Origin of the sequence: Burkholderia plantarii, from assembly GCF_001411805.1 — a bacterium.
GTDB classification, from domain to species: domain Bacteria; phylum Pseudomonadota; class Gammaproteobacteria; order Burkholderiales; family Burkholderiaceae; genus Burkholderia; species Burkholderia plantarii.
Genome location: NZ_CP007212.1, coordinates 4,060,069 through 4,085,768, shown reverse-complemented (window position 1 = coordinate 4,085,768; position 25,700 = coordinate 4,060,069). Strand labels below are relative to the sequence as shown.

Sequence of the window (25,700 nt, the reverse complement as noted above, 5' to 3'; positions counted from 1 at the left end):
GGCCCGGAGCGCATCACTCGTAGGAGAAGATGCTGCCGAGCTTGTCCATGCGCTCGAGCGCCATGCCCGAGCCACGCACCACGCAGGTCAGCGGGTCTTCGGCGACCAGCACCGGCAGGCCGGTTTCCTCGGCCAGCAGGCGGTCCAGGTCGCGCAGCAGCGCGCCGCCGCCCGTCAGCATCATGCCGCGCTCGGCGATGTCGGCACCCAGTTCCGGCGGCGTCTGTTCGAGGGCGATTTTCACCGACGAGACGATCTGGTTCAGCGGATCGGTCAGTGCCTCGAGGATTTCGTTGCTGGAGATCGTGAAGCTGCGCGGAATGCCTTCCGACAGGTTGCGGCCCTTCACTTCCATCTCCTTGACCTCGGAGCCCGGGAACGCGGAGCCGATTTCCTTCTTGATCGCCTCGGCGGTCTGCTCGCCGATCAGCATGCCGTAGTTGCGGCGGATGTAGTTGACGATCGCCTCGTCGAACTTGTCGCCGCCCACGCGCACCGAGCCCTTGTAGACGATGCCGCCCAGCGAGATCACGCCCACTTCGGTGGTGCCGCCGCCGATGTCGACCACCATCGAGCCGGTGGCTTCCGACACCGGCAGGCCGGCGCCGATCGCCGCGGCCATCGGCTCCTCGATCAGGTAGACCTGCGAGGCGCCGGCGCCGTGCGCGGCTTCCTTGATCGCGCGGCGCTCGACCTGGGTCGAGCCGCACGGCACGCAGATGATGATGCGCGGCGAGGGCGAGAACATCCGCGACTCGTGCGCCGTCTTGATGAACTGCTTGATCATCTGCTCGGTGACGGTGAAGTCGGCGATCACGCCGTCTTTCATCGGACGGATCGCCTCGATGTTGCCCGGCACCTTGCCGAGCATCTGCTTGGCTTCCTTGCCGACGGCCTGGATCGTCTTCTTGCCGTTGGGGCCGCCTTCCTGGCGGATCGACACGACGGACGGCTCATCGAGGACGATGCCCTTGCCGCGCATGTAGATGAGGGTGTTTGCGGTGCCGAGATCGATCGCGAGATCGTTGGAGAAGTAGCTGCGCAAAAAACCGAACATTCAGAATCCTGTCTCGCTCTGGGCCGACCCGGCGGACGGGACGCTGGGCGGGCGGCGGAAAAAATAACAGCCTCGGATCGGGCGGGGAGCGGCCGCCTCTGGACCTCGAAGCCGCGAGTGAAATCTACCGGGACCGTCGCGCGTCCCGCTTGCATCCCGCCTGGCAGGCGGCTGACTTGCAGCCGGCTTGCAGCTAACGGTGGGTCGTGCGGGAGGGTCGGTCCGGCGCTGGGTCGAACGCGTAATGATACCTTATAATTTCGGGGTATTCGAACCCAAACGGACCGTCAATTCACCGCTTCGCGCCCGAATTTTGAGGGTGCGAACGAGTCCTCCAACCCCCTGTCGCGACCCGGCTTCCAAGGCGTCGCGCAGCCCAGTTTTTCCGGTGACCGCATGGCTTTGACCCTGAACGACGTGAAACGCATCGCGCACCTCGCGCGGCTCGAGATGAACGATACCGAGGCCGGGCAGACGCTCGGCCAGCTCAACGATTTCTTCGGTCTCGTCGAGAAGATGCAGGCCGTCGATACGAACGGTATCGCCCCGCTCGCGCACCCGATCGAGCAGATCCAGGAAGTCGCGCAGCGTCTGCGCGACGACGTCGTCACCGAGACGGTCAATCGCGACGAGAATCAACGTCCGGCGCCGGCCGTCCAGGACGGCCTGTTCCTCGTGCCGAAGGTGATCGAATAAGCTTGATGGACCCAGCGCGGCCGGCAGCGGCCGGCCCCGGTCTCGCGGCCGTGCCGCGAGTACACAAGCATCCAGGAATTCTCCAGCAATGCACGCAAACAGCCTGACCGAACTGCGCGCCGCGCTCGACGCCGGCCAAACCTCGGCCGTCGAGCTCGCGCAGCTCTACCTGCAACGCATCGACGCGGCGAGCGCGCTCAATGCGTTCGTCCACGTCGACGCCGAGCTCACGCTGGCGCAGGCGCGCGAGGCCGACGCCGCGCGCGCGGCCGGCCGCGCCGGCCCGCTCGCCGGCCTGCCGATCGCGCACAAGGACGTGTTCGTCACGCGCGGCTGGCGCTCGACCGCCGGCTCGAAGATGCTCGCGAACTACACCAGCCCGTTCGACGCGACCGTGGTCGAGCGGCTCGCCGCGGCCGGCATGGTCACGCTCGGCAAGACCAACATGGACGAGTTCGCGATGGGTTCGTCCAACGAGAACTCGGCGTTCGGCGCCGTGAAGAACCCGTGGGACACGCGAGCCGTGCCGGGCGGCAGCTCGGGCGGCAGCGCGGCGGCGGTGGCCGCGCGGCTCGCGCCGGCCGCCACCGGCACCGACACCGGCGGTTCGATCCGCCAGCCGGCCTCGTTCGCCGGCGTGACGGGGATCAAGCCGACCTACGGCCGGGTGTCGCGCTACGGCATGATCGCGTTCGCCTCGTCGCTCGACCAGGGCGGCCCGATGGCGCAGAGCGCGGCCGACTGCGCGCTGCTGCTCGACGCGATGGCCGGCTTCGACACGCGCGACTCCACCAGCCTCGAGCGCGACGACGAGAACTTCGGCCGCCACCTGGGCGCGCCGTGGACGCCCGACGCGCCGGCCGGCAAGCCGCTCGCGGGCCTGCGCATCGGCCTGCCGGACGAGTATTTCGGCGCGGGTCTGGCCGACGACGTGCGCGCGGCGATCGACGCGGCGCTCAAGCAGTACGAGGCGCTCGGTGCCACGCTGGTGCCGGTGTCGCTGCCGAAGACGGAACTGTCGATCCCGGTCTACTACGTGATCGCGCCGGCCGAGGCCTCGTCGAACCTGTCGCGGTTCGACGGCGTGCGCTACGGCCATCGCGCGGCCGAGTACCGCGACCTGCTCGACATGTACAAGAAGTCGCGCGCCGAGGGTTTCGGCCCGGAAGTGAAACGCCGCATCCTGGTGGGCGCGTACGTGCTGTCGCATGGCTACTACGACGCGTACTACCTGCAGGCGCAGAAGATCCGCCGCATCATCGCGCAGGATTTCCAGAACGCGTTCGAGCGGTGCGACGTGATCATGGGGCCGGCCTCGCCCACCGTGGCCTGGGATCTCGGCGCCAAGGGCGACGATCCGCTGCAGATGTACCTGGCCGACATCTACACGCTGTCGGTCAGCCTGGCGGGGCTGCCCGGCATGAGCGTGCCGTGCGGCTTCGGCGCCGGTGCGAACGCGCGGCGCCCGGTCGGCCTGCAGATCATCGGCAACTATTTCAACGAAGCCCGGATGCTGCAGGTCGCCGACGCGTTCCAGCGCGCGACCGATTGGCATAAGCAAGTTCCGGCGGGGAGTTAAGCAATGACGCAATGGGAAGTCGTTATCGGTCTCGAGACGCACGCGCAGCTGTCGACCGCCTCGAAGATCTTCTCGGGTGCCTCGACGCAGTTCGGCGCCGAGCCCAACACCCAGGCCTGCGCGGTCGATCTGGCGCTGCCCGGCGTGCTGCCGGTGCTGAACCGCGGCGCCGTGGAGCGCGCGATCCGGCTGGGCCTCGCGGTCGACGCGACGGTCGCGCCGCGCAGCATCTTCGCGCGCAAGAATTACTTCTACCCGGATCTGCCGAAGGGCTATCAGATCAGCCAGTACGAGATTCCGGTCGTGCAGGGCGGCCGCATCACGATCCAGGTGCCCGCCAACGAGAAGACCGGCAAGGAAGCCTACGCGAAGACCATCAACCTCACGCGCGCGCACCTTGAGGAAGACGCCGGCAAGTCGCTGCACGAGGATTTTGCCGGCATGACCGGCATCGACCTGAACCGCGCCGGCACGCCGCTGCTCGAGATCGTCACCGAGCCCGAGATGCGCAGCGCGGCCGAGGCCGTGGCCTACGCCAAGGCGCTGCACGCGCTGGTGGTGTGGCTCGGCATCTGCGACGGCAACATGCAGGAAGGCTCGTTCCGCTGCGACGCGAACGTTTCGGTGCGCCCGGTCGGCCAGGAGAAATTCGGCACGCGCGCCGAGATCAAGAACCTGAACTCGTTCCGCTTCCTCGAGGACGCGATCAACCATGAAGTGCGGCGCCAGATCGAGTTGATCGAGGACGGCGGCGAGGTGGTGCAGGAAACGCGCCTGTACGATCCGGACAAGCGCGAGACGCGCTCGATGCGCAGCAAGGAAGACGCGCAGGACTACCGCTACTTCCCTGACCCTGACCTGATGCCGGTGGTGATCGATCCGAAGTGGGTCGAGCGCGTGCGCGGCGAGATGCCCGAACTGCCGGCCGCGATGCAGCAACGCTTCGCCGGGCAGTACGGCATGACGCCCTATGACGCGGTGGTGCTGACTTCCAGCAAGGCGATGGCCGCCTATTTCGAGGCGGTGGTCGCCAAGGCCGGCACCGCGAACGCGAAGACCGCCGCCAACTGGCTGATGGGCGACGTGTCGTCGCTGTTGAACCGCGAAGGCATCGAGATCGACGCCTGCCCGGTATCGGCCGCGCAGCTCGCGCTGGTGCTGCAGCGGATCGCCGACGGCACCATCTCGAACAAGATCGCCAAGGAAATCTTCCAGGCGATCTGGGACGAGAAGGCCACCGACGACGCCGCGGCCGACCGCATCATCGAGGCGAAGGGCCTCAAGCAGATTTCCGACACCGGCGCGCTCGAGGCGATCATCGACGAGGTGCTGGCCGCCAACGCGAAGTCGGTCGAGGAATTCCGCGCCGGCAAGGAGAAGGCGTTCAACGCGCTGGTCGGCCAGGCGATGAAGGCGACCAAGGGCAAGGCAAACCCGGCGCAGGTCAACGAGCTGCTGAAGAAGAAGCTCGGCTGAGCGCGGCTCCCACGCGGCGGTCGGCGGTGGTGGCCGCGTCCGCCGCTGCGGGCCGGCCGCTTGCGTTATGCTCGGCGGCTTGCGCCGCATCGCGACTTCCGAATCCCGTCCAGGAGGCATTGATGGCGAAGCAAGCGTCGCTCGACGATTTCCGCGTGCCGTACCACACCGACGAGAAGGCCGCCGCGGCGTTCCAGCTCGACGCGTTCGAGCCCGGCGCCAAGCCGTTCTCGGCCGGCTCGAAGGACACCGATCGCGCACATCTGTCCGAGCTGTCGATGCAGATCGACGCGCTGCAGGACATGCTGCATACGCAGCCGCGCAAGCGCCTGCTGCTGGTGCTGCAGGGCATGGATACCAGCGGCAAGGACGGCACCGTGCGCGCCGTGTTCCACGAGGTCGATCCGCTCGGCCTGCGCGTCGTGCCGTTCAAGGCGCCCACCGCGGTCGAGCTCGCGCACGACTTTCTCTGGCGCGTCCACGCGCAGGTGCCGGCCGCCGGCGAGCTGACGATCTTCAACCGCAGCCACTACGAGGACGTGCTGGTGCCGCGCGTAAAGGGCGGCATCGACAAGGCCGAATGCGAGCGCCGCTACCGGCAGATCCGCCAGTTCGAGGCGATGTTGTCGGAGTCCGGCACGACCATCGTCAAGTGCTTCCTGCACATCTCGAAGGACGAGCAGCGCGCGCGGCTGCAGGCGCGCGTGGACGATCCGAACAAGCACTGGAAGTTCGACCTGTCCGACATCGAGGCGCGCAAGGACTGGGACGCCTACCAGATCGCCTACCGCGACGCGCTGGCCGCCACCTCGGCGCCGCACGCGCCGTGGTACATGATCCCGGCCGACTCGAAGACGCATCGCAACGTGATGATCGCCGAGCTGCTGCTGCGCGAGCTGACGGCGATGAAGCTCGCCTATCCGCCCGCCAAGCCCGAGCTCGCGGGCGTGAAGATCGAGTGAGCGCCGCCGCGCCCGGCTTGCCTCGCCGCCGCGAAACCCATCCATCGAACCCGGAACACTGAACGGAAACACATCATGCTGCGTGTCATTACGGCGAACCTGAACGGCATCCGCTCCGCCGCGAAGAAGGGCTTCTTCGACTGGCTCGGCGACCAGCAGGCCGATTGCGTCTGCGTGCAGGAAATCAAGGTGTCGGCCGACGACCTGCCCGCCGAATTCGCGGCGCCGCACGGTTTCACCGGCTACTTCCACCATGCCCAGAAGAAGGGCTACAGCGGCGCGGGGCTCTACACGCGCCGCGAGCCCGACGACGTGATCATCGGCTACGGCAGCAGCGAGTTCGACGCCGAGGGGCGTTACGTCGAGGCGCGCTTCGGCAAGCTGTCGGTGGTGTCGGTGTACGTGCCGTCGGGCTCGAGCGGCGACGAGCGCCAGCAGGCCAAGTACCGCTTCATGGACGAATTCATGCCGCATCTGGCCGAGCTGAAGGCCAGGCGCGAGGTGATCGTCTGCGGCGACGTGAACATCGTCCACAAGGAAATCGACATCCGCAACTGGAAGAGCAACCAGAAGAATTCCGGCTGCCTGCCCGAGGAGCGCGCGTGGCTGACCAAGCTGTTCGACGACGTCGGCTACGTGGACGTGTTCCGCACGCTCGACCCGCGCCCCGACCAGTACACGTGGTGGAGCAACCGCGGCCAGGCCTACGCGAAGAACGTGGGGTGGCGGATCGATTACCAGATCGCCACGCCGGGCGTGGCGGGGACGGCGAAGGAAACCTCGATCTTCCGCGACATCAAGTTCAGCGATCATGCGCCGCTGACGGTGGATTACGACTACAAGTAAGCAGAGGCCGCCCGCCGCTTGTCGGATCCAACAAAAAAACGCCACCGGAATCGCTCCCGGTGGCGTTTTTCCTTTCCCGCCCATACCTCGCTCATGCCCGGCCCCGAAGCCGGGTAGCGACGGCGCTTACGCCGCGTCCTTCAGCGAAGCGATGTCGATCACGAAGCGGTACTTCACGTCGCTCTTGAGCATCCGTTCATACGCGTGGTTGATGTCCTGAATCCTGATCAGCTCGATGTCAGACACGATGTCGTGCTCGGCGCAGAAATCGAGCATCTCCTGCGTCTCGGCGATGCCGCCGATCAGCGAGCCGGCCAGGCGGCGGCGCTTGAGGATCAGGTTGAACACGTTCGGCGACGGATGGTCGTGCTCGGGCGCGCCCACCAGCGTCATCGTGCCGTCGCGCTTGAGCAGGTTCAGGAACGGGTTCAGGTCGTGCTGCGCGGCCACCGTGTTGACGATCAGGTCGAAGCTGTTGGCGTGCGCGTTCATCTGCGCCTCGTCCTTCGAGATCACCACTTCGTGCGCGCCCAGGCGCTTGCCGTCCTCGATCTTCGACGGCGAGGTGGTGAACAGCACCACGTGCGCGCCCATCGCGCGCGCGATCTTCACGCCCATGTGGCCAAGGCCGCCCAGGCCGACGATGCCGACCTTCTTGCCCGGGCCGGCGCCCCACTGGCGCAGCGGCGAGTAGGTGGTGATGCCGGCGCAGAGCAGCGGCGCGGCGGCGGCGAGCTCGAGCTTCTCGGGCACGCGCAGCACGAACGCCTCGTCGACGACGACCTGCGACGAGTAACCGCCGAAGGTGATGTCGCCCGTCACGCGGTCCTCGCCGTTGTAGGTGCCGACGAAACCGTTTTCGCAATATTGCTCGAGGCCTTCCGAGCAGCTCGCGCAGGTGCGGCACGAATCGACCAGGCAGCCGACGCCGACCAGGTCGCCGGCCTTGAAGCGGCTGACTTCGGGGCCGACCGCCGTGACCCGGCCGACGATCTCGTGGCCCGGCACCACCGGATAGATCGAGTTGCGCCATTCGTTGCGCGCCTGGTGCAGGTCGGAATGGCAGACGCCGCAGTAGAGGATTTCGATCTGGACGTCGAGCTCGCGCAGGTCGCGGCGTTCGATCTGGAGGGGGGCGAGCGGGCTGGTCGCGCTTTGCGCCGCGTAAGCGTAAGTCGTGCTCATTGGGAGGCTCCTTACCGTGGGATTCGAGACGATCCGCGCGCCCGCCGCAGCGGCCGGCGGCGCGAAACGGGTTCCCATACTAAGGACGGGGGCGGCGCGTCGATATACCTGAAGGTCTTGAAGCTTTGCCTTTTCCTCTTGAATTGTGCGGGCGCAGCACGCGCTGGCCGTCCGCGGTGCTAGATTGCAAGCCTGATCCTATTACCGGTAAAGGATACGAAATGAGCTTCGAACCCCTGATACCGGATGGCGACCTGCGCGTGCAGCGGCGCATGATCGCGCTGATCGACCGGCTCGCGCCGCATGACGGCTCGACCGACGCGGCGCTCGAAGGCGTGCGCTTCATGCGCGTGAGCACCACCGTGCCGCGCTGCCCGGTACTCTACGAGCCGAGCATCGTGATCGTCTGTCAAGGCCGCAAGGTCGGCTACGTCGGCGAGCGCACGTTCGTCTACGACGAGCGCCAGTATCTGGTGCTGTCGGTGCCGCTGCCGTTCGAGTGCGAAACCTACACGGCGCCGCATGGCCCGTTCCTGGCGATCTCGGTGCGCATCGACCTCGGCGTGATCGCCGAACTCGCGATGCTGCTGGAGGAAACGCACGGCGCGGCCGCGAGCGAGCCGGACAGCATCTGCTCGACGCCGCTCGGCGCGCCGCTCGCCGACGCGGTGCTGCGCCTGCTCGAAACGCTGCAGTCGCCGCACGACACACGCGTGCTCGGTCCCTCGATCATGCGCGAGATCGGCTACCGCGTGCTGACGGGCGAGCAGGGCGACGCGATCCGCGCGGCGCTCGGCCAGCGGCATCACTTCGGACGGATCGCCAAGGCGTTGCGGCGTATCCACCTCAATCTCGGCGGCGAGCATTCGATCGACGCGCTCGCGGCCGAGGCCGGCATGAGCGCCGCGGTGTTCCACACGCATTTCCGCAGCGTGACGGGCACCTCGCCGATGCAGTACGTGAAGGCCACGCGGCTGCACAACGCGCGGCTGATGATGGTGCAGGAAGGCGTCAGCGCCGGCGCGGCGGCCGCGCGCGTCGGTTATGCGAGCGCCTCGCAGTTCAGCCGCGAGTTCAAGCGCATGTTCGGCCGCAGTCCCGGCGACGAAGTACGCTGGGTGCAGGCCAACGGCCTCGTCGTGAACGGCGAGCCGGCCGAGATCAACTGACGGGTGAGGCGGGGCGGCGGCGCACCGCGCTGATGCCCGCATACGGCGGCAGCGTCTCGACGCGCTTGCCGATCGCCTTCGCGTAGACCGGCATCAGGTCGGCGAGCCGCTTCATCAGTTCCTGGCGGCGGCGCGCGTCGTAGGGATGCGAATAGATGAAGCCGTGCCGGCGGTCGCCGCGGGTGGCGGCCGCGAGCTTGTCCCACAGCGTGATCGCGGCGCGCGGATCGATGCCGGCTCGGGCCGCGATGTCGCCGCCGATCACGTCGGCCTCGGTTTCGTCGGTGCGTCCGTAGCGCAGCGTCGCGAGCCGCTCGGCGATCGCGGGCGGCGCGGGCAGCGGCTCGGCCAGACCGTACAGCGACGAGATCGGGTTCGCACCGGGCGCCGCCGCGGGCGGCATGTCCCCGAGGCCGGCGCGCGCGTGCTCGCGCAGCGCGTGCGCCATCTCGTGCGCGATCAGCACGCCGAGTTCGTTGTCGTTCAGGCGCAGCCGTTCGATGAGCCCGCTGTCGACCAGCAGCTTGCCGCCCGGCAGGCCGAGCACGCGGATCTCGCGCGCGCGCACCACGTTCAGCTCCCAGTGCCAGCCCTTCACGCGCTCGTTCCACTTGACCGCATACGGCGCGAGCCGCTCGACCAGCGCGCGCAGCCGCCTGACGCGCGCGTCGTCGGCCGCCATCAGCGTGCCGGCCTGCGCGGCCGCCTGCAGCATCCGCTGGTATTGCGCGCCGGTGATCTGCTCGAGCACCGGCGACGGGATCAGGTTGCGGAACGCGAACGCGTTGCCGTAGCCCACGCCGACGGGCGGCGGCCGGTAGGCGGCCGCATGCGCCGGCGGCGCAGGCGCGGTGGCCGAAGCGGGTGGCGCGTCGGCCGCCGCCGCGCAGGCGAGCCCGGCCGCGCCGGCCAGCAGCGCGCCGAGCGCGATGCGCGCGCGCTCAGCTCGCACGGGCGGCCTCGTCGGGCGCGCCGCCGCGCCACGGCGCGACCTTGAACAGCAGCAGCAGGCCCGGGATGCCGAGCGCGGCGCAGACCAGGAAATAGTCGAACCAGCCGATCCGCGCGACGATGAAGCCGCTCGACGCCGACGCGAGCGTGCGCGGCACCGAGGCGAGGCTCGTGAACAGCGCGAACTGCGTGGCCGTGTAGCGCGGATCGGTGGTGCTCGCGATGTAGGCGGTGAACGCGGCGAGCGTGAGGCCGGTGGCGAACGTCTCGAAGCCGTAGACGCCCGCCATCAGCACCGGATCGGCGCCGGCGCGGGCGAGCCAGGCGAAGCCGAGCGTCGAGGCGATCTGCACCACGCCGAAGATCCACAGCCCGCGCGCGATGCCGATCTTCACGAGCCAGACGCCGCCGACGATGCCGCCGGCGAGGCTGGCCCAGAACGCGGTGGTCTTCGCGATCACGCCGATCTGCGTCTTGTTGAAGCCGATGTCGAGGAAGAACGAGGTGGACAGCGTGGTGGCCATCACGTCGCCGAGCTTGTAGAGGAAGATGAAGCCGAGCACCAGTGCCGCGTTGCGCCAGCCGCCGCGCGCGAGGAATTCGCGGAACGGCAGGATCACCGCGTCGCGCAGGTTCTTCGGCGGCAGGCCATGCACCTCGGGCTCGCGCACCACCAGCGTCATCACGATGCCGGGCAGCATGAACGCGCCGGTGACGATGAACACGAGGCTCCACGGCAGGTGGTCGGACAGGATCAGCGCGAGCGAGCCGGGCACCAGCGCGGCGATCTTGTACGCGTTCACGTGCACCGCGTTGCCGAGGCCCTGCTCGGTGTCGCGCAGCAACTCGCGCCGGTACGCGTCGATCACGATGTCGGAGCTCGCGCCGAAGAACGCGACCAGCGTGGTCAGCGCGGCGACGGTCCAGATCGAGTGCTTCGGCGAGACGAAGCCGAGCGCGCCGATCGCCACCGCCACCAGCAACTGGGTGGCGAACATCCAGCCGCGCCGGCGCCCGGGGCGCCAGCCGGGCAGCCGCGGCACGAAGCGGTCCATCAGCGGCGCCCAGAGGAATTTCCAGGTGTAGGGAAACTGGATCAGCGCGAACAGGCCGATCTCCTTCAGGTTCACGCCTTCCGAGCGCAGCCAGGCCTGCACCAGGTAGACCAGCGTGAACAGCGGTAGCCCCGAGGTGAAGCCCAGGAACACGCAGATCAGCATTCGCGTGTTCAGGAAGGCCCGCCAGCCGGGATGGTCGTCGTGGGCGGCGAGCGCGGGCGCGTCGTGCGGCTCGGGTCGGGTCATTGGCTCGTCAGGGATGGCTGCGCTTCACGCGATAGACCGCAAGACTACCACGCCAGTTCGCGCCCCAACGGACCGGCTGGCCGCCGTGCAGCACGATCCGGTCGAGGATCTCGATGCCGACTTCGGGCGCCAGTGCCTCGAAATCGCGGATCGTCAGCACCCGCACGTTCGGCGTGTTGTGCCACTGGTACGGCAGCGATTTCGACACCGGCATGCGCCCCTTCAGCACCGACAGCCGGTGCGCCCAGTAGCCGAAGTTCGGGAACGACACGATGCATTCGCGGCCCACGCGCACCGTCTCGCGCAGGATCGCGGCGGTCTGGTGGATGGTCTGCAGCGTCTGCGAGAGGATCGCGAAATCGAAGCTCTGGTCCTCGAACAGGCGCAGCCCGTCCTCGAGGTTCTGCTGGATCACGTTGACGCCGTTCGTCACGCAGCCGTGGACGCCCGCGTCGTTGATCTCGATGCCGTAGCCCGACACCTCCAGCTCCTCGGCCAGCAGCGCGAGCAGCGAGCCGTCGGCGCAGCCGAGGTCGAGCACCGTCGCGCGCGGTTCGACCCAGCGCGCGATGGCGCGAAAGTCCGGCCGCGCCGAAAGCATCGTCAATGCCTGCTGGTTCATGCTCCCACCTCCGCGGCGATTCGTTCGTAATAGGCGCGCACCACGTTGTGATAGCGCGCGTCGTCGAGCAGGAACGCGTCGTGGCCGTGCGGCGCGTCGATCTCGGCATAGCTGACCTGCCGGCGGATGTCGAGCAGCGCCTTCACGAGCTCGCGCGAGCGCGCCGGCGCGAACCGCCAGTCGGTCGTGAAGCTGGCCACCAGGTACTTCGCGGTGCTGCGTTCGAGCGCGGCGCTCAGGTTGCCGCCGAACGCCTTGGCCGGATCGAAGTAGTCGAGCGCGCGCGTGATCAGCAGATAGGTGTTCGCGTCGAAGTACTCGGCGAACTTGTCGCCCTGGTAGCGCAGGTACGACTCGACCTCGAACTCGACGTCGAAATTGAAGTTGTAGGCGTCGAGCGCGCCGTCGGCGCGGCGCAGCGCGCGGCCGAATTTCTCTGCCATGTCGTCGTCGGACAGGTAGGTGATGTGGCCGATCATGCGTGCCACGCGCAGGCCGCGGCGCGGGATCACATGGTGCGCGTAGTAGTTGCCGCCGTGGAAGTCGGGGTCCGACAGGATCGCCGAGCGCGCCACCTCGTTGAACGCGATGTTCTGCGCCGAGAGTTTCGGCGTGGAGGCGATCACCATGCAGTGCGCGACGCGCTCCGGATACATCAGGCTCCAGGCCAGCGCCTGCATGCCGCCCAGGCTGCCGCCCATCACCGCGGCGAAGCGTTCGATGCCGAACGCGTCGGCCACGCGCGCCTGCGCGTTGACCCAGTCCTCGACCGTGACCATCGGGAAGCGCGCGCCGTAGGGCGTGCCGGTGGCGGGGTCGAGGCTCATCGGGCCGGTCGAGCCGAAGCACGAGCCGAGGTTGTTCACGCCGATCACGAAGAAGCGGTTGGTGTCGAGCGGCTTGCCCGGCCCGACCATGTTGTCCCACCAGCCGGTGCTGCGCGGATCGTCCGCGTAGGTGCCGGCGACGTGATGCGAGGCGTTCAGGGCATGACAGACGAGTACCGCGTTCGAGCGCGCGGCGTTCAGTTCGCCGTAGGTCTCGACGACGAGCTGGTAGCTGCCGAGCACGCTGCCGCTTTGCAGCTGCAGCGGTTCGGCGAAATGCATGGTCCGGGGAGCGACGATGCCGATCGATTCCATTCGTGGCGCCTTATGACTGGGCGGCTAGATGGTGTCGGCGATGCGCGGAAAACGGATGGCGCGGCTGACGACCTCTTTAGCCGCATTTATAGTGAACCCGGCCGGTGGTCCGGCAGGCTCGCGCGCCCGCAATCGAGTCAGCAAATCGGCGCGCTTCGTTGGCCGCCGCCGCGTGGGCGCGGCAGCGAATCGGGCAAGTATAGCGGAAATCGCCGCACGCGGAGGCGCGGCGGCGGGTGCCGCCGGCCCGCGCACTCAGCAGAGGATCAGCTGCAGCTGGACGTCGGCGTGTTCGACGGGCGACTTGCCGAAGCCGCTGCGCGCGTAACGGTGCCAGCGGCCGAGCACGTGCGTGACGAGCAGGTTGGCACGCATCGCCGGATCGTAGTCGTGCGGCAGCGGTCTCGCGCCGGCGGCGGGCGCCGCGCCGGCGTCTGGCGGCGCGGATGCCGCGAGTGCCGTGCGCAGGCACTGCCGCACCGAGGCCTCGACGCGTTCGAGCATCCGGTCGATCCGCTCGATCAGCCGCTCGTGCTCGCCCACCAGCGCCTCGCCCGTCAGCACGCGCGTCATGCCCGGGTTGCGGGCCGCGAAGTTGAGCAGCATCAGGCCGATCGCGCGCGCCTGCAGCACGCCGTCCGGCTCCTTCTCGACGATCTGGTTGACGAGCCCGAAGATCGTGGTCTCGATGAATTCGATCAGGCCTTCGAACATTTGCGCCTTGCTCGCGAAGTGGCGGTAGAGTGCCGCCTCCGAGATCTCCAGCCGGGCCGCGAGCGCGGCGGTGGTGATCTTCTCGCGCTTGGGCGCTTCCAGCATGGTGGCCAGCGTCTGCAGGATCAGCACCCGCCGCTCGCCCGGCTTCGGCCGCGCGCGCGGGCGCGGCGCGGCGCTGGCCGCCGGATGGCTGGTGCTGGCCGGGTCGGCCGGGTCGGCCGCGGCTAGGGCCGGGTCCCGCGGTTCAGTCGGCTGCATTTGCGTCGCCCCGCTCGTGTGCTCAGTCGCAGCGATTGTAGCGAAGCAATGCGACGATCGACATAGTGCGGGCGACCGATTCGCGGCAAATGGCCGGGCAGGTGCCCGGTGATCCAGATGGTGCGGATGCCGAGTCCCTTGTAGCGCTTCAGGTGGCTGCGCGTGTCCTCGACGAGGATCGCGTCGGCGAGCCTGGCGCGCGCGTCGCGCATCGCCCGGCGCAGCATCGCGGCGTCGGGCTTGGCGCGCCAGGCGCGGCGGTCGCGCATCTGTTCGATCGCGATCACGCGCTCGAACAGCCGTTCGATGCCGAGTTCGGCCAGCACCGCGCGCGCGTAGGCTTCCGGCGCGTTGGTCAGGATCAGCTTGCGCCCCGGCAGCGCCGCCACGCGGCGCGCGAGCCCGCGCTCGCCGCGCACCATCGACGGCAGGTCCGTGAAGGTATGCACGACCTTCAGGAAATCGTGCGGATCGATCGGATGATGGCGCGCGAGCCCGAGCAGGGCGGCGCCGTAGCGGTGCGTGTAGAACGTGCGCAGGTGGTCGGCGCGCGCGCGATCGACCTGCAGCGTGTCGATGATGTACTGCGTCATCGCGGCGTTGATGGCCGGGAAGATCGCGTGCGAGGCGTGGTGCAGCGTGTTGTCGAGATCGAACAGCCAGACCGGCCGGCCGGCTTGCGGCCGGACGCGGCGTGCGCGGCGCGCCGGCCGCAGCGCCGGGGCGGCCGCGGCCCGGGCCGGCTCCGGGAAAGGCGTGCGGGCGCCGCTCAATGCGAGCGGATCATCGTGCCGAACGGCTGTTCGGTCAGGATCTCGAGCAGCACCGAGTGCTCGATGCGGCCGTCGACGATGTGGACCGACTTCACGCCGCTCTTGGCCGCGTCGAGCGCCGACGAGATCTTCGGCAGCATCCCGCCCGAGATCGTGCCGTCCTCGAACAGCGCGTCGATCTCGCGCGCGGACAGGTCGGTCAGCAGGTTGCCTTCCTTGTCCATCACGCCCGGGATGTTGGTCATCATCACCAGCTTCTCGGCGTTGAGCACGGTGGCGAGCTTGCCGGCCACCAGGTCCGCGTTGATGTTGTACGACAGGCCGTCCTCGCCGAAGCCGATCGGCGAGATCACCGGGATGAACGCGTCGTCCTGCAGCGCCTTCACCACCGCCGGGTTGATCGCCTCGACCTCGCCGACCTGGCCGATGTCGATGTACTGGCCCGGATTGTCGCGGTCCGGCATCATCAGCTTGCGCGCGTGGATCAGCGCGCCGTCCTTGCCCGTCAGGCCGACCGCATGGCCGCCGAAGTGGTTGATCAGCGTGACGATGTCCTGCTGGACCTCGCCGCCGAGCACCCATTCGACGACTTCCATGGTTTCCTCGTCGGTCACGCGCATGCCCTGGATGAACGTGCCCTGCTTGCCGATCTTCTTCAGCGCCTGGTCGATCTGCGGGCCGCCGCCGTGAACGATCACCGGGTTGATGCCGACCAGCTTCAGCAGGATCACGTCGCGCGCGAAGCCCTGCTTGAGCCGCTCTTCCGTCATCGCATTGCCGCCGTACTTGATCACCACGGTCTTGCCGTGATACCGCCGAATGTACGGCAGCGCCTCCGCGAGGATTTCGGCTTTCAGCGTGGGTGCGATCTGCGAGAGGTCGAGAGGATCGGACATGGCGGAGACTCGGGTTCGGGACGATTGATTCTGGACGGGCGAAACGGGGGAATTGTACACAACTGGCGCAGTGCAGCATGGGGTTTTTGGCCATTCGGGCCAAGCTTGCGCCAGCGCGGTTTCGCTGCATTTTTAATGCGACAAAAGGGCGCGATCGTGGACAAACGGACGCGGTAGTCGACGGCCGTCGCGCTATGCTTGCAGCACGTCTTTTTGATCGTTTCATGCGCCGATGTCACCTGCCGCAACCACCGTTCCCGCGTCCCGCCGCTGCCCGCAGTGCCGGCGCGCATTCGGCTGCGGCGCGTTAGCGCCCGACGGGTTCGTTTCCGACGGGTTCGCGGCCGACGGGTTCATGACCAGGGCGGCAGCGGACGGCGCGCCGCCGCTGCGGTGCTGGTGCGCGGCCCTGCCGCCGCTGCCGGGCGGGCCGGATTGCCCGCCGCTGCCGGCCGACTGTTGCCTGTGCCCCGATTGTTACGCGCGAAGGCTCGCCGGGCAGCCGGCCGGCGGACGCGTCACGCCGACGGAGTAAACTGCGCCGATCATGCACAGAATCACGACCACCGGCCGCGTCAATCTCGGCAATCTCTTCTGGCTGCGCACGCTCGCGATCCTCGGCCAGCTCGTCACGATCGCCGCGGCCCAGGGTTTCTTCGGCGCGAACCTGCCGTTGCCGGCCATGCTCAGCGTGATCGCGCTCGAGGTCGTGTTCAACGGGCTGACCTGGCTGCGCGTGCTGCGCGCGCGCCCCGAGACCAATTTCGAGCTGATGGGCCAGCTGTGGGTGGACATCGGCGCGCTGTCCGCGCTGCTGTTCCTGTCGGGCGGCACCACCAACCCGTTCGTGTCGCTGTACCTGCCCTCGCTGGCGATCGCGGCCGCGGTGCTGCCGTGGCACCTGATGGTCTGGCTCGCGGCGTTCTCGGTGGCCTGCTATTTCACGCTCGGCTTCAATTCGGTGCCGCTCAACCTGGACAACCCGGCGAACCTGTTCGACTACTACCGCGCGGGCCAGGGCGTGAACTTTCTGGTATCGGTCGGGCTGATCGCCTGGTTCGTCGCGCGCATGTCGAACGCGCTGCGCCAGCGCGACGCCGCGCTCGGCGAGGCGCAGCAGCGGCTGCTGCGCGACGAGCGGGCGGTTGCGCTCGGCGTGCAGGCCGCCACCGTCGCGCACGAGATGGGCACGCCGCTGTCGACCATCGCGATGCTGACCGAGGAGCTGCGCGATGCCGCGCGCGCCGATCCGGGCCTCGCGCGCTACGACGCGGACCTGAAGGTGCTGGAAGAACAGATGTCGCAATGCACGTCGGCGCTCGCGCGGCTGCGCAGCCGCGCCTCGGGGCCGACGCGCGAGAGCGTCGCCGCCTGGCTCGAGACGTTCGGGCGCCACTGGCGGCTGCGCCATCCGCACGTGCAGTTCGATCAGATCGGCGAGGGGCCGTCCGGCGTCGAGCTCGTCGATTCGGTCGCCGCCGGGCAGATCCTCACGATCCTGCTCGACAACGCGGCCCGCGCGAGCCGTGATCGCGTGACGCTGCAGGCGCGGCTCACGCGCGTGTCGGATCGTGACACGATCGTGTTCGAGGTGGTCGACAACGGTCCGGGCATTCCGCCGGCACTGCGCGAATCACTCGGCACCGCGCCCGTCGACAGCACACAGGGCGGCAATGGCGTCGGGTTGTACCTGGCGTTCAGCGCCGCCGCGCGGCTGGGCGGCACGATCGAACTGAACGACGCGCAGCCGCGCGGCACGCGCGCGCTGCTGCGCTTGCCCGTAGTAAGCAGCACCATGCGGCCGGCCGAGGCGCAGCAACCGGCCGCTTAACATTCGCTGAACCGAAGGAGAAGAAAATGAGCGACAACCATTTCCTCGTGATCGATGACAACGAGGTATTTGCCGGGACGTTGGCGCGGGGCCTTGAACGTCGCGGTTATCTCGTCGAGCAGGCGCACAGCCGCGAGGCTGCCCTGAAGCTCGCGAGCGCATCGAAGTTCCAGTTCATCACCGTCGACCTGCATCTCGGCGACGATTCGGGGCTTTCGCTGATCGCGCCGCTTTGCGACCTGCAGCCCGATGCGCGGATCCTCGTGCTGACCGGCTACGCGAGCATCGCCACCGCGGTGCAGGCCGTGAAGGACGGCGCCGACAACTATCTGTCGAAGCCGGCCAACGTCGAGTCGATCCTGGCCGCGCTGCAGACCAACGCGAGCGAGGTGCAGGCCGAGGACGCGCTCGAGCATCCGGTCGTGCTGTCGGTCGACCGGCTCGAATGGGAGCACATCCAGCGCGTGCTGGCGGAGAACAACAACAACATCTCGGCGACCGCGCGCGCGCTGAACATGCATCGACGCACGCTGCAGCGCAAGCTCGCGAAGCGGCCGGTCCGGCAGTAACGGCACCGGCAACGGCACCGGGGCCGGGTTCGGCCGCCGGTGCCTTTTGCCCCGGCGCTATCGCAAAAAAGCAGAAAAACGGGCGGCCCGCCTGCGCAGGGCCGCCCGTCCGGTCCGCTTCGTATCCCGGCGAGTCGCCGCCGGCTTACAGCACGTAGCGCGACAGGTCTTCGTCCTTCGACACTTCGCCGAGCGCGCGATCGACATAACCCGCGTCGATCGTGACGCTCTGGCCCGTGTGATTGCCGGCCGCGAACGACACGTCCTCGAGCAGCTTCTCGATCACGGTATAGAGGCGCCGCGCGCCGATGTTCTCGGTCTTCTCGTTGACCGAGAACGCGATCTCGGCCAGACGCCGGATGCCGTCCTCGGCGAACTCGAGCTGCACGTCCTCGGTGGCGAGCAGCGCCTGGTATTGCTTGACGAGGCTCGCGTCGGTGGCCACCAGGATCGATTCGAAATCCCCGACCGACAGCGAGTCGAGTTCGACGCGGATCGGGAAGCGCCCCTGCAACTCGGGAATCAGGTCGCTCGGCTTGGACAGGTGGAATGCGCCGCTCGCGATGAACAGGATGTGATCGGTGCGGATCATCCCGTACTTGGTGTTCACCGTGGTGCCTTCCACGAGCGGCAGCAGATCGCGCTGCACGCCCTGGCGCGAGACTTCGCCGCCGCCGCCCTCGTGATTGCGCGAGGCGATCTTGTCGATCTCGTCGAGGAACACGATGCCGTTCTGCTCGACGTTCTGCACGGCCTTCGTCTTCACTTCCTCGTCGTTGAGCAGCTTGCCGGCTTCCTCGTCGGTCAGCAGCTTCAGCGCTTCCTTGATCTTCACCTTGCGGCGCGTTTTCTTGCCGCCGCCGATGTTCGAGAACATCGAGCGGATCTGCTCGGTCATCTCTTCCATGCCCGGCGGCGCCATGATGTCCATGCCGGCCTGCGGCTGCTCGATGTCGAGCTCGACTTCCTTGTCGTCGAGCGCGCCTTCGCGCAGCCGCTTGCGGAAGGTCTGGCGCGTCGCGTTGTTGTCCTCGTTGGCGGACTCCGCGCTCGAGCCGAAGCCCACCGCGCGCGGCTGCGGCAGCAGGATGTCGAGGATCCGGTCCTCGGCCTGGTCCTGCGCCTTCGAGCGCACCTTGCGCATTTCCGTCTCGCGCGTCTGCTTGACCGAGATCTCGATCAGGTCGCGCACGATGCTGTCCACGTCACGGCCGACATAGCCCACTTCGGTGAACTTGGTCGCCTCGATCTTGATGAACGGCGCGTCGGCGAGCTTGGCCAGGCGGCGCGCGATCTCGGTCTTGCCGACGCCGGTCGGCCCGATCATCAGGATGTTCTTCGGCGTGATTTCCTGGCGCAGCGGCTCGGCCACTTGCTGGCGGCGCCAGCGGTTGCGCAGCGCGACGGCCACGGCCTTCTTCGCCTTCGCCTGGCCGATGATGTGCTTGTCGAGTTCCGAGACGATCTCGGCAGGGGTCATGGTGCTCATGGAAGTCCTTACTCGATCGTTTCGATGATGTGGTTGTGGTTCGTGTAGATGCACATGTCGCCCGCGATCGTCAGCGCCTTGGCGACGATCTCCTGCGGCGACAGGTCGGTGTTCTCGGCCAGCGCGCGCGCGGCGGCCTGCGCATACGAGCCGCCCGAGCCGATCGCGCAGATCCCGCCCTCGGGGTCGAGCACGTCGCCGTTGCCGGTGATGACGAGCGTGGTGGTCTTGTCGGCCGTGATCAGCATCGCCTCGAGGCGGCGCAGCATGCGGTCGGTGCGCCAGTCCTTGGCCAGTTCGACGGCCGCGCGCGTGAGGTTGCCCTGGTGCTTCTCGAGCTTCGCCTCGAAGCGGTCGAGCAGCGAGAACGCATCGGCCGTGCCGCCGGCGAAGCCCACCAGCACCTGGTTGTTGTAGATGCGGCGCACCTTGCGTGCCCCGCCCTTCATGACGATATTGCCGAGCGTGACCTGGCCGTCGCCGCCCAGTGCGACCTGATCGCCGCGGCGCACCGAGACGATCGTCGTGCCGTGATATTGCTCCATCTGCGTTCCTTCAGAAATCCGGGGAGGACGCGGCGGTGCGGACACCACCGCCCTTGTGCGGCGCGCGGCGTGGCGAATGGCCCCACGCGCATTACGGACATGTTAGGGCACGCGCGACGATATCAAGAGCGGAAATCGGTCGAACCGGGACGGGATCAAGGGCGGACGAGGCGGCGGGCGCAAACGCCGGAGCGCCGCGAGCGACGGGCAAAGGAGCGCCGGACGGCGGGAGCGGGAAACGGCGCAGAAAAAAGAAAAGCGCGCGGCAAGCCGCACGCTTTGTCGAAGCAGCGTGAAGAGGCGCGGGAAGCGGCCGCGCCGGCGCGATCAGTCGCCGAACAGCTTCTGGCGCAGCTCGCGGCGCTCCTGCGCCTCGAGCGACAGCGTGGCCGTCGGCCGCGCGATCAGGCGCGGGATGCCGATCGGCTCGCCGGTTTCCTCGCACCAGCCGTAGTCGCCGGAATCGATCCGCGCGAGCGACTGCTGAACCTTCTTGAGCAGCTTGCGCTCGCGGTCGCGCGTGCGCAGTTCGAGCGCGTGTTCCTCTTCGATCGTGGCCCGATCGGCAGGATCCGGCACGATCACCGTTTCGCGAAGGTTCTCGGTCGTCTGGCCTGCGTTGCGGAGGATTTCCGCCTGCAGCTGCTCGAGTCGATTTTTGAAGAAGGCGAGCTGATCATCGTTCATGTAATCCTTGTCGCTCATCTTCAGGATTTCGGCTTCGGTCAAGAGTTTGTTCGTCATCTGCTTGCTTCTTCAATGTGCTGCAAATCGCGAGATATTGCCCGCACTTTGGGATTACCCGCAACGGCCTTTGTCATGGTTTGCCAATCATTTGCCGTGTCGGGGCCGAAAGCCTCCGGTACCGGTCGCCAGGTACCCGGTGCCGGCCCGCTCGCGCCGTTGCCTCGAAGCGAGGCCTGCCGCGTCCGGTTCGTGACCGGCCGGCGGGGGCGATGCCGGTGCGCCCGGCAGCTAATGCAAGAACCGGGCCTAATAACTGCCGTTTCCAGTGGGCACGTATTGTAACTGAATCGCTCAGCCGCTCCGCAAGCGAGGAAATTCCACGGCCGTGCCGGCTGGATATCCTAAAAATATAACCTGCAAAGCGCGAAAAAGCGATGACGCGTTCAAACCGCGTGCCCGCCGGCCGTGGGCACGGCCTGCCGCGGGCGGCACGGGCCGGCCGGCGCGGCGGATGGCGTGCTGCGGGCAGGGAGCGAGGCGCCGGTGGCGCCGCGATGCGGCCGGCCCGAGGCGCCCGGGCGACGGCACGGGCCGCCCCCGGAGCGGGACGGGGGACGCGGGCGCCTCCGTGCGGGGCACCCGCGCGACGCTTACGCGAGGCAGGCGTCGAGGCCGTCGGTGATCAGGTCCTGCGGCAGGTCGATGCCGATGAACACCATCTTGTTGGTCTTCTTCTCGGCCGGCATCCACTTCCCGGCCAGGTCGCTGCCCATCATCTGGTGGACGCCCTGGAACACCACCTTGCGATCGACGCCCTTCATGTACAGCACGCCCTTGTAGCGCAGCAGGCGCTCGCCGTAGATCTGCAGGATGCCGCCGAGGAAGTCCTCGAGCTTGGTCGGATCGAACGGGCGGTCGTTGCGGTAGACGAACGACTTGATCTTGTCGTCGTGGTGCGCGTGGTGGTGGTGGCCGTGCGCGTGATCGTGACCGTGGTCGTGATCGCAGTGGCCATGGTCGTGGTCGCAGTTCGCGTGGTCATGGCCGTGATCGTGGCCATGGTCGTGATGCGCGTGGTCGTGGTCGTCTTCGACGAGGAAGTCCGGGTCGATCTCGAGCTTGGCGTTGAGGTTGAAGCCGCGCAGGTCGAAGATTTCCTTGATGTCGGCTTCGCCGAAATTCACCTGGCGCACGGCCGCCTTCGGGTTCATGTGCAGCAGGCGGTGCTTGAGCGCGGCGAGCGCGGCTTCGTCGACGAGGTCGGCCTTGGTGATGAACAGGCGATCGGCGAAGCCGACCTGGCGCTGCACCACCTCGTGCTCGTCGAGCTGCGCGTTGGCGTGCTTGGCGTCGACCAGCGTGATGATCGCGTCGAGCAGGAATTCGTCGGCGATCTCGCTGTCGATGAAGAACGTCTGCGCCACCGGGCCCGGGTTCGCGAGGCCGGTGGTCTCGATCACGACGCGATCGAAATCGAGCTTGCCGTCGCGCTTGCGGGCGGCCAGATCGCCGAGCGCGCGCGCCAGGTCGCCGCGGATCGTGCAGCAGATGCAGCCGTTGCTCATCTGGATGATTTGCTCGTTGCTGTCCTGCACGAGGATTTCGTTGTCGATGTTCTCTTCGCCGAACTCGTTCTCGATCACGGCGATCTTCATGCCGTGCTGGTCGTTCAGGATGCGCTTGAGCAGCGTGGTCTTGCCGCTGCCGAGGAAGCCAGTGAGGATGGTGACGGGAATGGCCATGTCGATCGCCTTGGTTCGTGAAACGGGGTCAAAACGTTGCGGCTTTGCCCGCCGGGCCGCGCGCCGCCGGAGCATGCCGCGGCACGCCGGCTGGATGCCGCGCGTGCCGAACCACCTATTGAAACATAGTTGTCAAGCGCCCGCGCCCCGGCCGTTCGGCCGGCGTGCGCGCCGGAACGCCCCAGATCGGGGCGCTCAGGCGATTTGCAACAGCAGGCCCTTCAGATATTCGCCTTCCGGGAACGCGGTCAGCAGCGGGTGGTCCACCCCGGCGCCGAGCCGCTTGAGGATCCGCGCGTCGACGCGTGCGTCGGCGGCGGCGCCGGCCACGATCTTCTGGAACAGGTCCATGTCGATCGCGCCCGAGCACGAGTAGGTGAACAGCAGGCCGCCCGGGCGCAGCAGCCGGAAGCCGCTCAGGTTGATGTCCTTGTAGGCGCGCGCGGCGCGGTCCACGTGCTCGCGCGCCGGCGCGAACTTCGGCGGATCGAGCACCACCACGTCGAAGCGCTCGCCTTCGTCGGCCAGGCGGCGCAGCGTCTTGAAAGCGTCGGCATCGAGCCAGCTCGCGCGCGCCGGGTCGAGCCCGTTGGCGTTCACGTTGCGCTGCGCGAGCGCGAGCGCGTCGCCCGACGAATCGATCGAGACCACGCGGTTCGCGCCGCCGGCGAGCGCCGCCAGCGAGAAGCCGCCGGTGTAGCAGAAGCAGTTCAGCACGTCGCGCCCGTTCGACACCTGGCCGACCAGCGCGCGGTTGTCGCGCTGGTCGACGTAGAAGCCGGTCTTGTGGCCGTTGAACACGTCGACGTGATAGCGCACGCCGTTCTCGCGCGCGACCAGCGTGGCGGGCGGCGCGTCGCCCGCCAGCACGCCGGTGGTCTGCTCGAGCCCTTCCTTCTGGCGGATCGACACGTCCGAACGCTCGTAGACGTTCGGGCAGCCGGTCGCGCCGGTGAGCGCGGCGACGATCGCCTCCTTCCAGGCCTCGACGCCGGCCGCCATGAACTGGCAGACCAGCTGGCCGCGCCGCGCGCCGGCCGCCGGCGTGGTCTCGGGCGACTGGCCGGGCGGTAGCTCGTGCGGCAGGCCGTCGTCCACGTAATAGTCGACGATCAGGCCGGGCAGGCCGTCGGCCTCGCCGAACACGAGCCGCACCGCGTCGGTGCCGCTCACCATGGTCTGGCGGTGCGCGACCGCGCGCTGGATGCGCCGCTTGAAGAACGCGTGATCGACCGGCTCGGCCTCGTCGAAGCTCCAGACCCGCACGCGGATCTGCGAATGCGGGCTGTAGGCGCCGCGCGCGAGGAAGCGGCCGTCGTGCGAGCGCACCATCACGGTCGCGCCGGCGGCCGGCTTGCCCTCCACGTGCTCGATCGCGTTCGCGTAGATCCATGGATGACGGCGCAGCAGGGATTTGTCTTTCGACGGTTTGAGCGTAACGGTTTGCATGTCGGTATCAGTTCGGGGGCCGCGCGGGGCGCGGCGACAACAAAGGCTTGCGAAGGGAACGGCGGCGGGGCGGCGCGCCCGTGCCGTCAGTCGCGCTTCTTCGCGCGCGGATGCGCGCTGTCGTAGATGCGCGCGAGATGCTGGAAGTCGAGCGAGGTATAGACCTGGGTGGCCGAGATGCTGGCGTGGCCGAGCAGCTCCTGCACCGCGCGCAGGTCGCCGCTCGACTGCAGCACGTGGGTCGCGAACGAGTGGCGCAGCACGTGCGGATGGACGTTGGCGGGGATTCCGGCCACCAGCGCCGCGCGCTTGACGCGCTCGCGCACCACGCCGGGCGCCATGCGGTTGCCGCGCACCGACAGGAACAGCGGGTGGGGATCGGCGCGCACCCAGCCCTCGCGCACCGCGAGCCAGGCGTCGAGCGCCTCCAGCGCCTTGCGGCCCACCGGCACCTTGCGTTCCTTGCCGCCCTTGCCGAGGACGCTGACCTCGGCCTCGCCGCGATCGAGCCAGCCCGCCGAGCGGTAGCCGCCGGCGTTCGCGTAATGGACGTCGAGCCCGACCAGCTCCGCGAGCCGCAGCCCCGACGAATAGAACAGCTCGACGATCGCGCGATCGCGCAGCCCCTCGGGCGTGTCGGGGAACGGCGACTCCATCAGCGTGTTCGCGTCGTCCACCGACAGCGCCTTCGGCAGGGTCCGGGCGCGCTTGGGCGCGCGCACCGTGGCCACCGGGTTGGCCGGCATCTCGACACGCTGCGCGTACCAGCGGTAGAACGCGCGCCAGGCGGACAGCCGGTGCGCGATCGAGCGCGCCGACAGCCCGCCCGCGTGCGCGCGCGCCACCGCGCCGCGCATGTCGGCGGCGGTGAGGCTCGCGAGCGGCCGGCCGTTGGCGAACGCGGTCAGCGCGTCGAGTTCGTGCGCGTAGCCGCGCAGCGTGTGCTCCGACAGCTGCCTGACGTGCTGCAGGTACGACAGGTAGGCGGCGATCGGCTCGTCGGTCATGGCGCGGGCGGACGTTTCAGTGCGGCAGCAGGCGCGTGAGCGCCGCGCTCGCGAGCGTGCCGATCTGCGTCAGGAAATCGGTGCCCATGCCGTCGTGGAAGCGCCGCGAGTCCGGCGAGCCGAGCACCAGCAGCCCGAAGGCCGAGGCGCCTTCGCCGGCCTCGGGCGCACGCAGCGCGATCAGCGCGATCGAGGTGGCCACGCCGCTCGTGCTGACGGCGGCGGCCCCGTCGGCGCCGTCAGACGCCTCGGGCGCGGCCGGCACCGGCGCAAGCCATTGCGCGGCCTCGAAGCCGCTGTTGGCGCCGCAATAAGGCGTGACGAGGCTGTTCGCGAACAGCCGCACCTCCTCGCCGACGTTGCGCGCGAAATCGGCCTGCGCGTAGGCGTCGGCCACGTCCCAGATCCGCAGCGCCGTCTGCGGCACGTCGAACACGTCGGCGAGGCCGACGGCGATCGCGCGCGGCAGCGCGTGCGCGTCGCGTTCGGCGATCACGCGCGCGGTCCAGCGGCCGAACTTGGCCGCCAGTCCGTCGTTCTCGTGCCCGTAGCGCAGCAGCTCGGCCAGGCGCCGTTCGAGCAGCTTGTTCTTGTCGCGCAGCATTTCCATCTGCCGCTCCTGCAGCGAGATCGCGGCCTTGCCGTGCGGGTTCGCGAGCCGGACCGTGGCGAGCAGCTCCGCGTGCCGGGCGAAGAATTCGGGGTTGGCGAGCAGGTAGTCGGCGATGTCGCGATCGTTCATGGAGCG

At 68.4% G+C, this 25,700-nt stretch carries 24 protein-coding genes; 8 read left to right on the top strand and 16 right to left on the bottom strand.

Translation table 11 applies throughout. The features are described from left to right. Nucleotides 1-13 precede the first annotated feature (13 nt). On the bottom strand, nt 14-1,057 hold the full coding sequence (locus bpln_RS17565) for a rod shape-determining protein (protein WP_004189550.1): 1,044 nt from the start codon (nt 1,055-1,057) through the stop codon (nt 14-16). A 396-nt stretch (nt 1,058-1,453) separates the two neighbouring features. Here bpln_RS17565 and gatC point away from each other — a divergent pair, with 396 nt between their 5' ends. From gatC to bpln_RS17540, 5 genes are all read left to right on the top strand, one after another. Then, complete coding sequence (gatC, locus tag bpln_RS17560; RefSeq protein ID WP_042626293.1) at nt 1,454-1,753, top strand: Asp-tRNA(Asn)/Glu-tRNA(Gln) amidotransferase subunit GatC; 300 nt, start codon at nt 1,454-1,456, stop codon at nt 1,751-1,753. Nucleotides 1,754-1,841: 88 nt separating this feature from the next. Beyond that, nucleotides 1,842-3,332: an Asp-tRNA(Asn)/Glu-tRNA(Gln) amidotransferase subunit GatA gene (gatA, locus tag bpln_RS17555; protein WP_055139386.1), complete on the top strand. Its 1,491-nt coding sequence runs from the start codon at nt 1,842-1,844 to the stop codon at nt 3,330-3,332. Nucleotides 3,333-3,335: 3 nt separating this feature from the next. Next, entirely contained in the window at nt 3,336-4,808 is a 1,473-nt protein-coding gene (gatB, locus tag bpln_RS17550; protein ID WP_055139385.1) for an Asp-tRNA(Asn)/Glu-tRNA(Gln) amidotransferase subunit GatB, read from the top strand. Between the two features lie 122 nt (nt 4,809-4,930). Next, nucleotides 4,931-5,770 carry a PPK2 family polyphosphate kinase gene (locus tag bpln_RS17545; protein ID WP_055139384.1) on the top strand — a complete coding sequence of 280 codons (840 nt, stop codon included), beginning with the start codon at nt 4,931-4,933 and terminating at the stop codon, nt 5,768-5,770. A gap of 75 nt (nt 5,771-5,845) precedes the next feature. Beyond that, nucleotides 5,846-6,616: an exodeoxyribonuclease III gene (locus tag bpln_RS17540; RefSeq protein WP_042626289.1), complete on the top strand. Its 771-nt coding sequence runs from the start codon at nt 5,846-5,848 to the stop codon at nt 6,614-6,616. A gap of 126 nt (nt 6,617-6,742) precedes the next feature. Here the strand turns inward: bpln_RS17540 and bpln_RS17535 are convergent, their stop codons facing one another. Further along, nucleotides 6,743-7,801: an NAD(P)-dependent alcohol dehydrogenase gene (locus bpln_RS17535; RefSeq protein ID WP_055139383.1), complete on the bottom strand. Its 1,059-nt coding sequence runs from the start codon at nt 7,799-7,801 to the stop codon at nt 6,743-6,745. 221 nt (nt 7,802-8,022) lie between these two features. Here bpln_RS17535 and bpln_RS17530 point away from each other — a divergent pair, with 221 nt between their 5' ends. Further along, nucleotides 8,023-8,970, top strand: coding sequence for an AraC family transcriptional regulator (locus bpln_RS17530; RefSeq protein WP_055139382.1), 948 nt, complete (start codon nt 8,023-8,025; stop codon nt 8,968-8,970). On the opposite strand, the gene bpln_RS17525 is transcribed toward bpln_RS17530, so the two are convergent. The 7 genes from bpln_RS17525 to argB all read right to left on the bottom strand — a co-directional run bounded on the left by bpln_RS17525 (nt 8,963) and on the right by argB (nt 15,633). Then, nucleotides 8,963-9,901: a M48 family metallopeptidase gene (locus bpln_RS17525; protein WP_420807364.1), complete on the bottom strand. Its 939-nt coding sequence runs from the start codon at nt 9,899-9,901 to the stop codon at nt 8,963-8,965. The genes bpln_RS17530 and bpln_RS17525 overlap by 8 nt on opposite strands. A 10-nt stretch (nt 9,902-9,911) precedes the next feature. Continuing rightward, nucleotides 9,912-11,225 carry an AmpG family muropeptide MFS transporter gene (locus bpln_RS17520; protein WP_042626285.1) on the bottom strand — a complete coding sequence of 438 codons (1,314 nt, stop codon included), beginning with the start codon at nt 11,223-11,225 and terminating at the stop codon, nt 9,912-9,914. Nucleotides 11,226-11,232: 7 nt separating this feature from the next. Next, the gene (gene metW, locus bpln_RS17515; protein ID WP_055139380.1) at nt 11,233-11,847 is read right to left on the bottom strand and encodes a methionine biosynthesis protein MetW; all 615 of its coding nucleotides are present in this window, start codon (nt 11,845-11,847) and stop codon (nt 11,233-11,235) included. Then, a complete protein-coding gene (gene metX / locus bpln_RS17510; protein WP_042626283.1) occupies nt 11,844-12,989 on the bottom strand; it encodes a homoserine O-succinyltransferase MetX in 1,146 nt (381 codons plus the stop codon). The genes metW and metX overlap by 4 nt, the downstream gene beginning before the upstream one ends. A gap of 255 nt (nt 12,990-13,244) precedes the next feature. Beyond that, nucleotides 13,245-13,964, bottom strand: a complete 720-nt coding sequence (gene slmA / locus bpln_RS17505; protein WP_055139379.1) for a nucleoid occlusion factor SlmA — start codon at nt 13,962-13,964, stop codon at nt 13,245-13,247. Further along, a complete protein-coding gene (locus bpln_RS17500) occupies nt 13,931-14,737 on the bottom strand; it encodes a pyrimidine 5'-nucleotidase (protein ID WP_420807345.1) in 807 nt (268 codons plus the stop codon). The genes slmA and bpln_RS17500 overlap by 34 nt, the downstream gene beginning before the upstream one ends. Further along, nucleotides 14,734-15,633, bottom strand: coding sequence for an acetylglutamate kinase (gene argB / locus bpln_RS17495; RefSeq protein ID WP_042626280.1), 900 nt, complete (start codon nt 15,631-15,633; stop codon nt 14,734-14,736). Before argB ends, bpln_RS17500 begins: the two co-directional genes overlap by 4 nt. 547 nt (nt 15,634-16,180) lie before the next feature. Here argB and bpln_RS17490 point away from each other — a divergent pair. Next, the gene (locus tag bpln_RS17490) at nt 16,181-17,464 is read left to right on the top strand and encodes an ATP-binding protein (protein WP_055139378.1); all 1,284 of its coding nucleotides are present in this window, start codon (nt 16,181-16,183) and stop codon (nt 17,462-17,464) included. A gap of 26 nt (nt 17,465-17,490) precedes the next feature. Continuing rightward, nucleotides 17,491-18,033 carry a response regulator transcription factor gene (locus bpln_RS17485; protein WP_042626278.1) on the top strand — a complete coding sequence of 181 codons (543 nt, stop codon included), beginning with the start codon at nt 17,491-17,493 and terminating at the stop codon, nt 18,031-18,033. Between the two features lie 145 nt (nt 18,034-18,178). Here the strand turns inward: bpln_RS17485 and hslU are convergent, their stop codons facing one another. The 7 genes from hslU to bpln_RS17450 form a co-directional block, all read right to left on the bottom strand. After that, the gene (gene hslU, locus bpln_RS17480) at nt 18,179-19,522 is read right to left on the bottom strand and encodes an ATP-dependent protease ATPase subunit HslU (RefSeq protein WP_055139377.1); all 1,344 of its coding nucleotides are present in this window, start codon (nt 19,520-19,522) and stop codon (nt 18,179-18,181) included. Nucleotides 19,523-19,530: 8 nt separating this feature from the next. Continuing rightward, nucleotides 19,531-20,067: an ATP-dependent protease subunit HslV gene (hslV, locus tag bpln_RS17475; protein WP_042626276.1), complete on the bottom strand. Its 537-nt coding sequence runs from the start codon at nt 20,065-20,067 to the stop codon at nt 19,531-19,533. A gap of 327 nt (nt 20,068-20,394) precedes the next feature. After that, entirely contained in the window at nt 20,395-20,811 is a 417-nt protein-coding gene (dksA, locus tag bpln_RS17470; RefSeq protein ID WP_015877289.1) for an RNA polymerase-binding protein DksA, read from the bottom strand. Nucleotides 20,812-21,404: 593 nt separating this feature from the next. Next, nucleotides 21,405-22,496, bottom strand: a complete 1,092-nt coding sequence (locus bpln_RS17465) for a CobW family GTP-binding protein (RefSeq protein ID WP_042626275.1) — start codon at nt 22,494-22,496, stop codon at nt 21,405-21,407. A 195-nt stretch (nt 22,497-22,691) separates the two neighbouring features. Beyond that, a complete protein-coding gene (locus bpln_RS17460) occupies nt 22,692-23,945 on the bottom strand; it encodes a class I SAM-dependent rRNA methyltransferase (protein ID WP_055139376.1) in 1,254 nt (417 codons plus the stop codon). Between the two features lie 86 nt (nt 23,946-24,031). Further along, a complete protein-coding gene (xerC, locus tag bpln_RS17455; protein ID WP_042626273.1) occupies nt 24,032-24,952 on the bottom strand; it encodes a tyrosine recombinase XerC in 921 nt (306 codons plus the stop codon). 16 nt (nt 24,953-24,968) lie between these two features. Beyond that, nucleotides 24,969-25,694, bottom strand: a complete 726-nt coding sequence (locus bpln_RS17450; RefSeq protein ID WP_055139375.1) for a DUF484 family protein — start codon at nt 25,692-25,694, stop codon at nt 24,969-24,971. Nucleotides 25,695-25,700: the final 6 nt, after the last annotated feature.

What these genes read in the sequence shown, in the direction of transcription:
- bpln_RS17565 (WP_004189550.1), bottom strand. Translation starts at nt 1,057, where the DNA reads ATGTTCGGTTTTTTGCGCAGCTACTTCTCCAACGATCTCGCGATCGAT.
- gatC (WP_042626293.1), top strand. Translation starts at nt 1,454, where the DNA reads ATGGCTTTGACCCTGAACGACGTGAAACGCATCGCGCACCTCGCGCGG.
- gatA (WP_055139386.1), top strand. Translation starts at nt 1,842, where the DNA reads ATGCACGCAAACAGCCTGACCGAACTGCGCGCCGCGCTCGACGCCGGC.
- gatB (WP_055139385.1), top strand. Translation starts at nt 3,336, where the DNA reads ATGACGCAATGGGAAGTCGTTATCGGTCTCGAGACGCACGCGCAGCTG.
- bpln_RS17545 (WP_055139384.1), top strand. Translation starts at nt 4,931, where the DNA reads ATGGCGAAGCAAGCGTCGCTCGACGATTTCCGCGTGCCGTACCACACC.
- bpln_RS17540 (WP_042626289.1), top strand. Translation starts at nt 5,846, where the DNA reads ATGCTGCGTGTCATTACGGCGAACCTGAACGGCATCCGCTCCGCCGCG.
- bpln_RS17535 (WP_055139383.1), bottom strand. Translation starts at nt 7,801, where the DNA reads ATGAGCACGACTTACGCTTACGCGGCGCAAAGCGCGACCAGCCCGCTC.
- bpln_RS17530 (WP_055139382.1), top strand. Translation starts at nt 8,023, where the DNA reads ATGAGCTTCGAACCCCTGATACCGGATGGCGACCTGCGCGTGCAGCGG.
- bpln_RS17520 (WP_042626285.1), bottom strand. Translation starts at nt 11,225, where the DNA reads ATGACCCGACCCGAGCCGCACGACGCGCCCGCGCTCGCCGCCCACGAC.
- metW (WP_055139380.1), bottom strand. Translation starts at nt 11,847, where the DNA reads ATGAACCAGCAGGCATTGACGATGCTTTCGGCGCGGCCGGACTTTCGC.
- metX (WP_042626283.1), bottom strand. Translation starts at nt 12,989, where the DNA reads ATGGAATCGATCGGCATCGTCGCTCCCCGGACCATGCATTTCGCCGAA.
- slmA (WP_055139379.1), bottom strand. Translation starts at nt 13,964, where the DNA reads ATGCAGCCGACTGAACCGCGGGACCCGGCCCTAGCCGCGGCCGACCCG.
- argB (WP_042626280.1), bottom strand. Translation starts at nt 15,633, where the DNA reads ATGTCCGATCCTCTCGACCTCTCGCAGATCGCACCCACGCTGAAAGCC.
- bpln_RS17490 (WP_055139378.1), top strand. Translation starts at nt 16,181, where the DNA reads ATGCACAGAATCACGACCACCGGCCGCGTCAATCTCGGCAATCTCTTC.
- bpln_RS17485 (WP_042626278.1), top strand. Translation starts at nt 17,491, where the DNA reads ATGAGCGACAACCATTTCCTCGTGATCGATGACAACGAGGTATTTGCC.
- hslU (WP_055139377.1), bottom strand. Translation starts at nt 19,522, where the DNA reads ATGAGCACCATGACCCCTGCCGAGATCGTCTCGGAACTCGACAAGCAC.
- hslV (WP_042626276.1), bottom strand. Translation starts at nt 20,067, where the DNA reads ATGGAGCAATATCACGGCACGACGATCGTCTCGGTGCGCCGCGGCGAT.
- dksA (WP_015877289.1), bottom strand. Translation starts at nt 20,811, where the DNA reads ATGACGAACAAACTCTTGACCGAAGCCGAAATCCTGAAGATGAGCGAC.
- bpln_RS17465 (WP_042626275.1), bottom strand. Translation starts at nt 22,496, where the DNA reads ATGGCCATTCCCGTCACCATCCTCACTGGCTTCCTCGGCAGCGGCAAG.
- bpln_RS17460 (WP_055139376.1), bottom strand. Translation starts at nt 23,945, where the DNA reads ATGCAAACCGTTACGCTCAAACCGTCGAAAGACAAATCCCTGCTGCGC.
- xerC (WP_042626273.1), bottom strand. Translation starts at nt 24,952, where the DNA reads ATGACCGACGAGCCGATCGCCGCCTACCTGTCGTACCTGCAGCACGTC.
- bpln_RS17450 (WP_055139375.1), bottom strand. Translation starts at nt 25,694, where the DNA reads ATGAACGATCGCGACATCGCCGACTACCTGCTCGCCAACCCCGAATTC.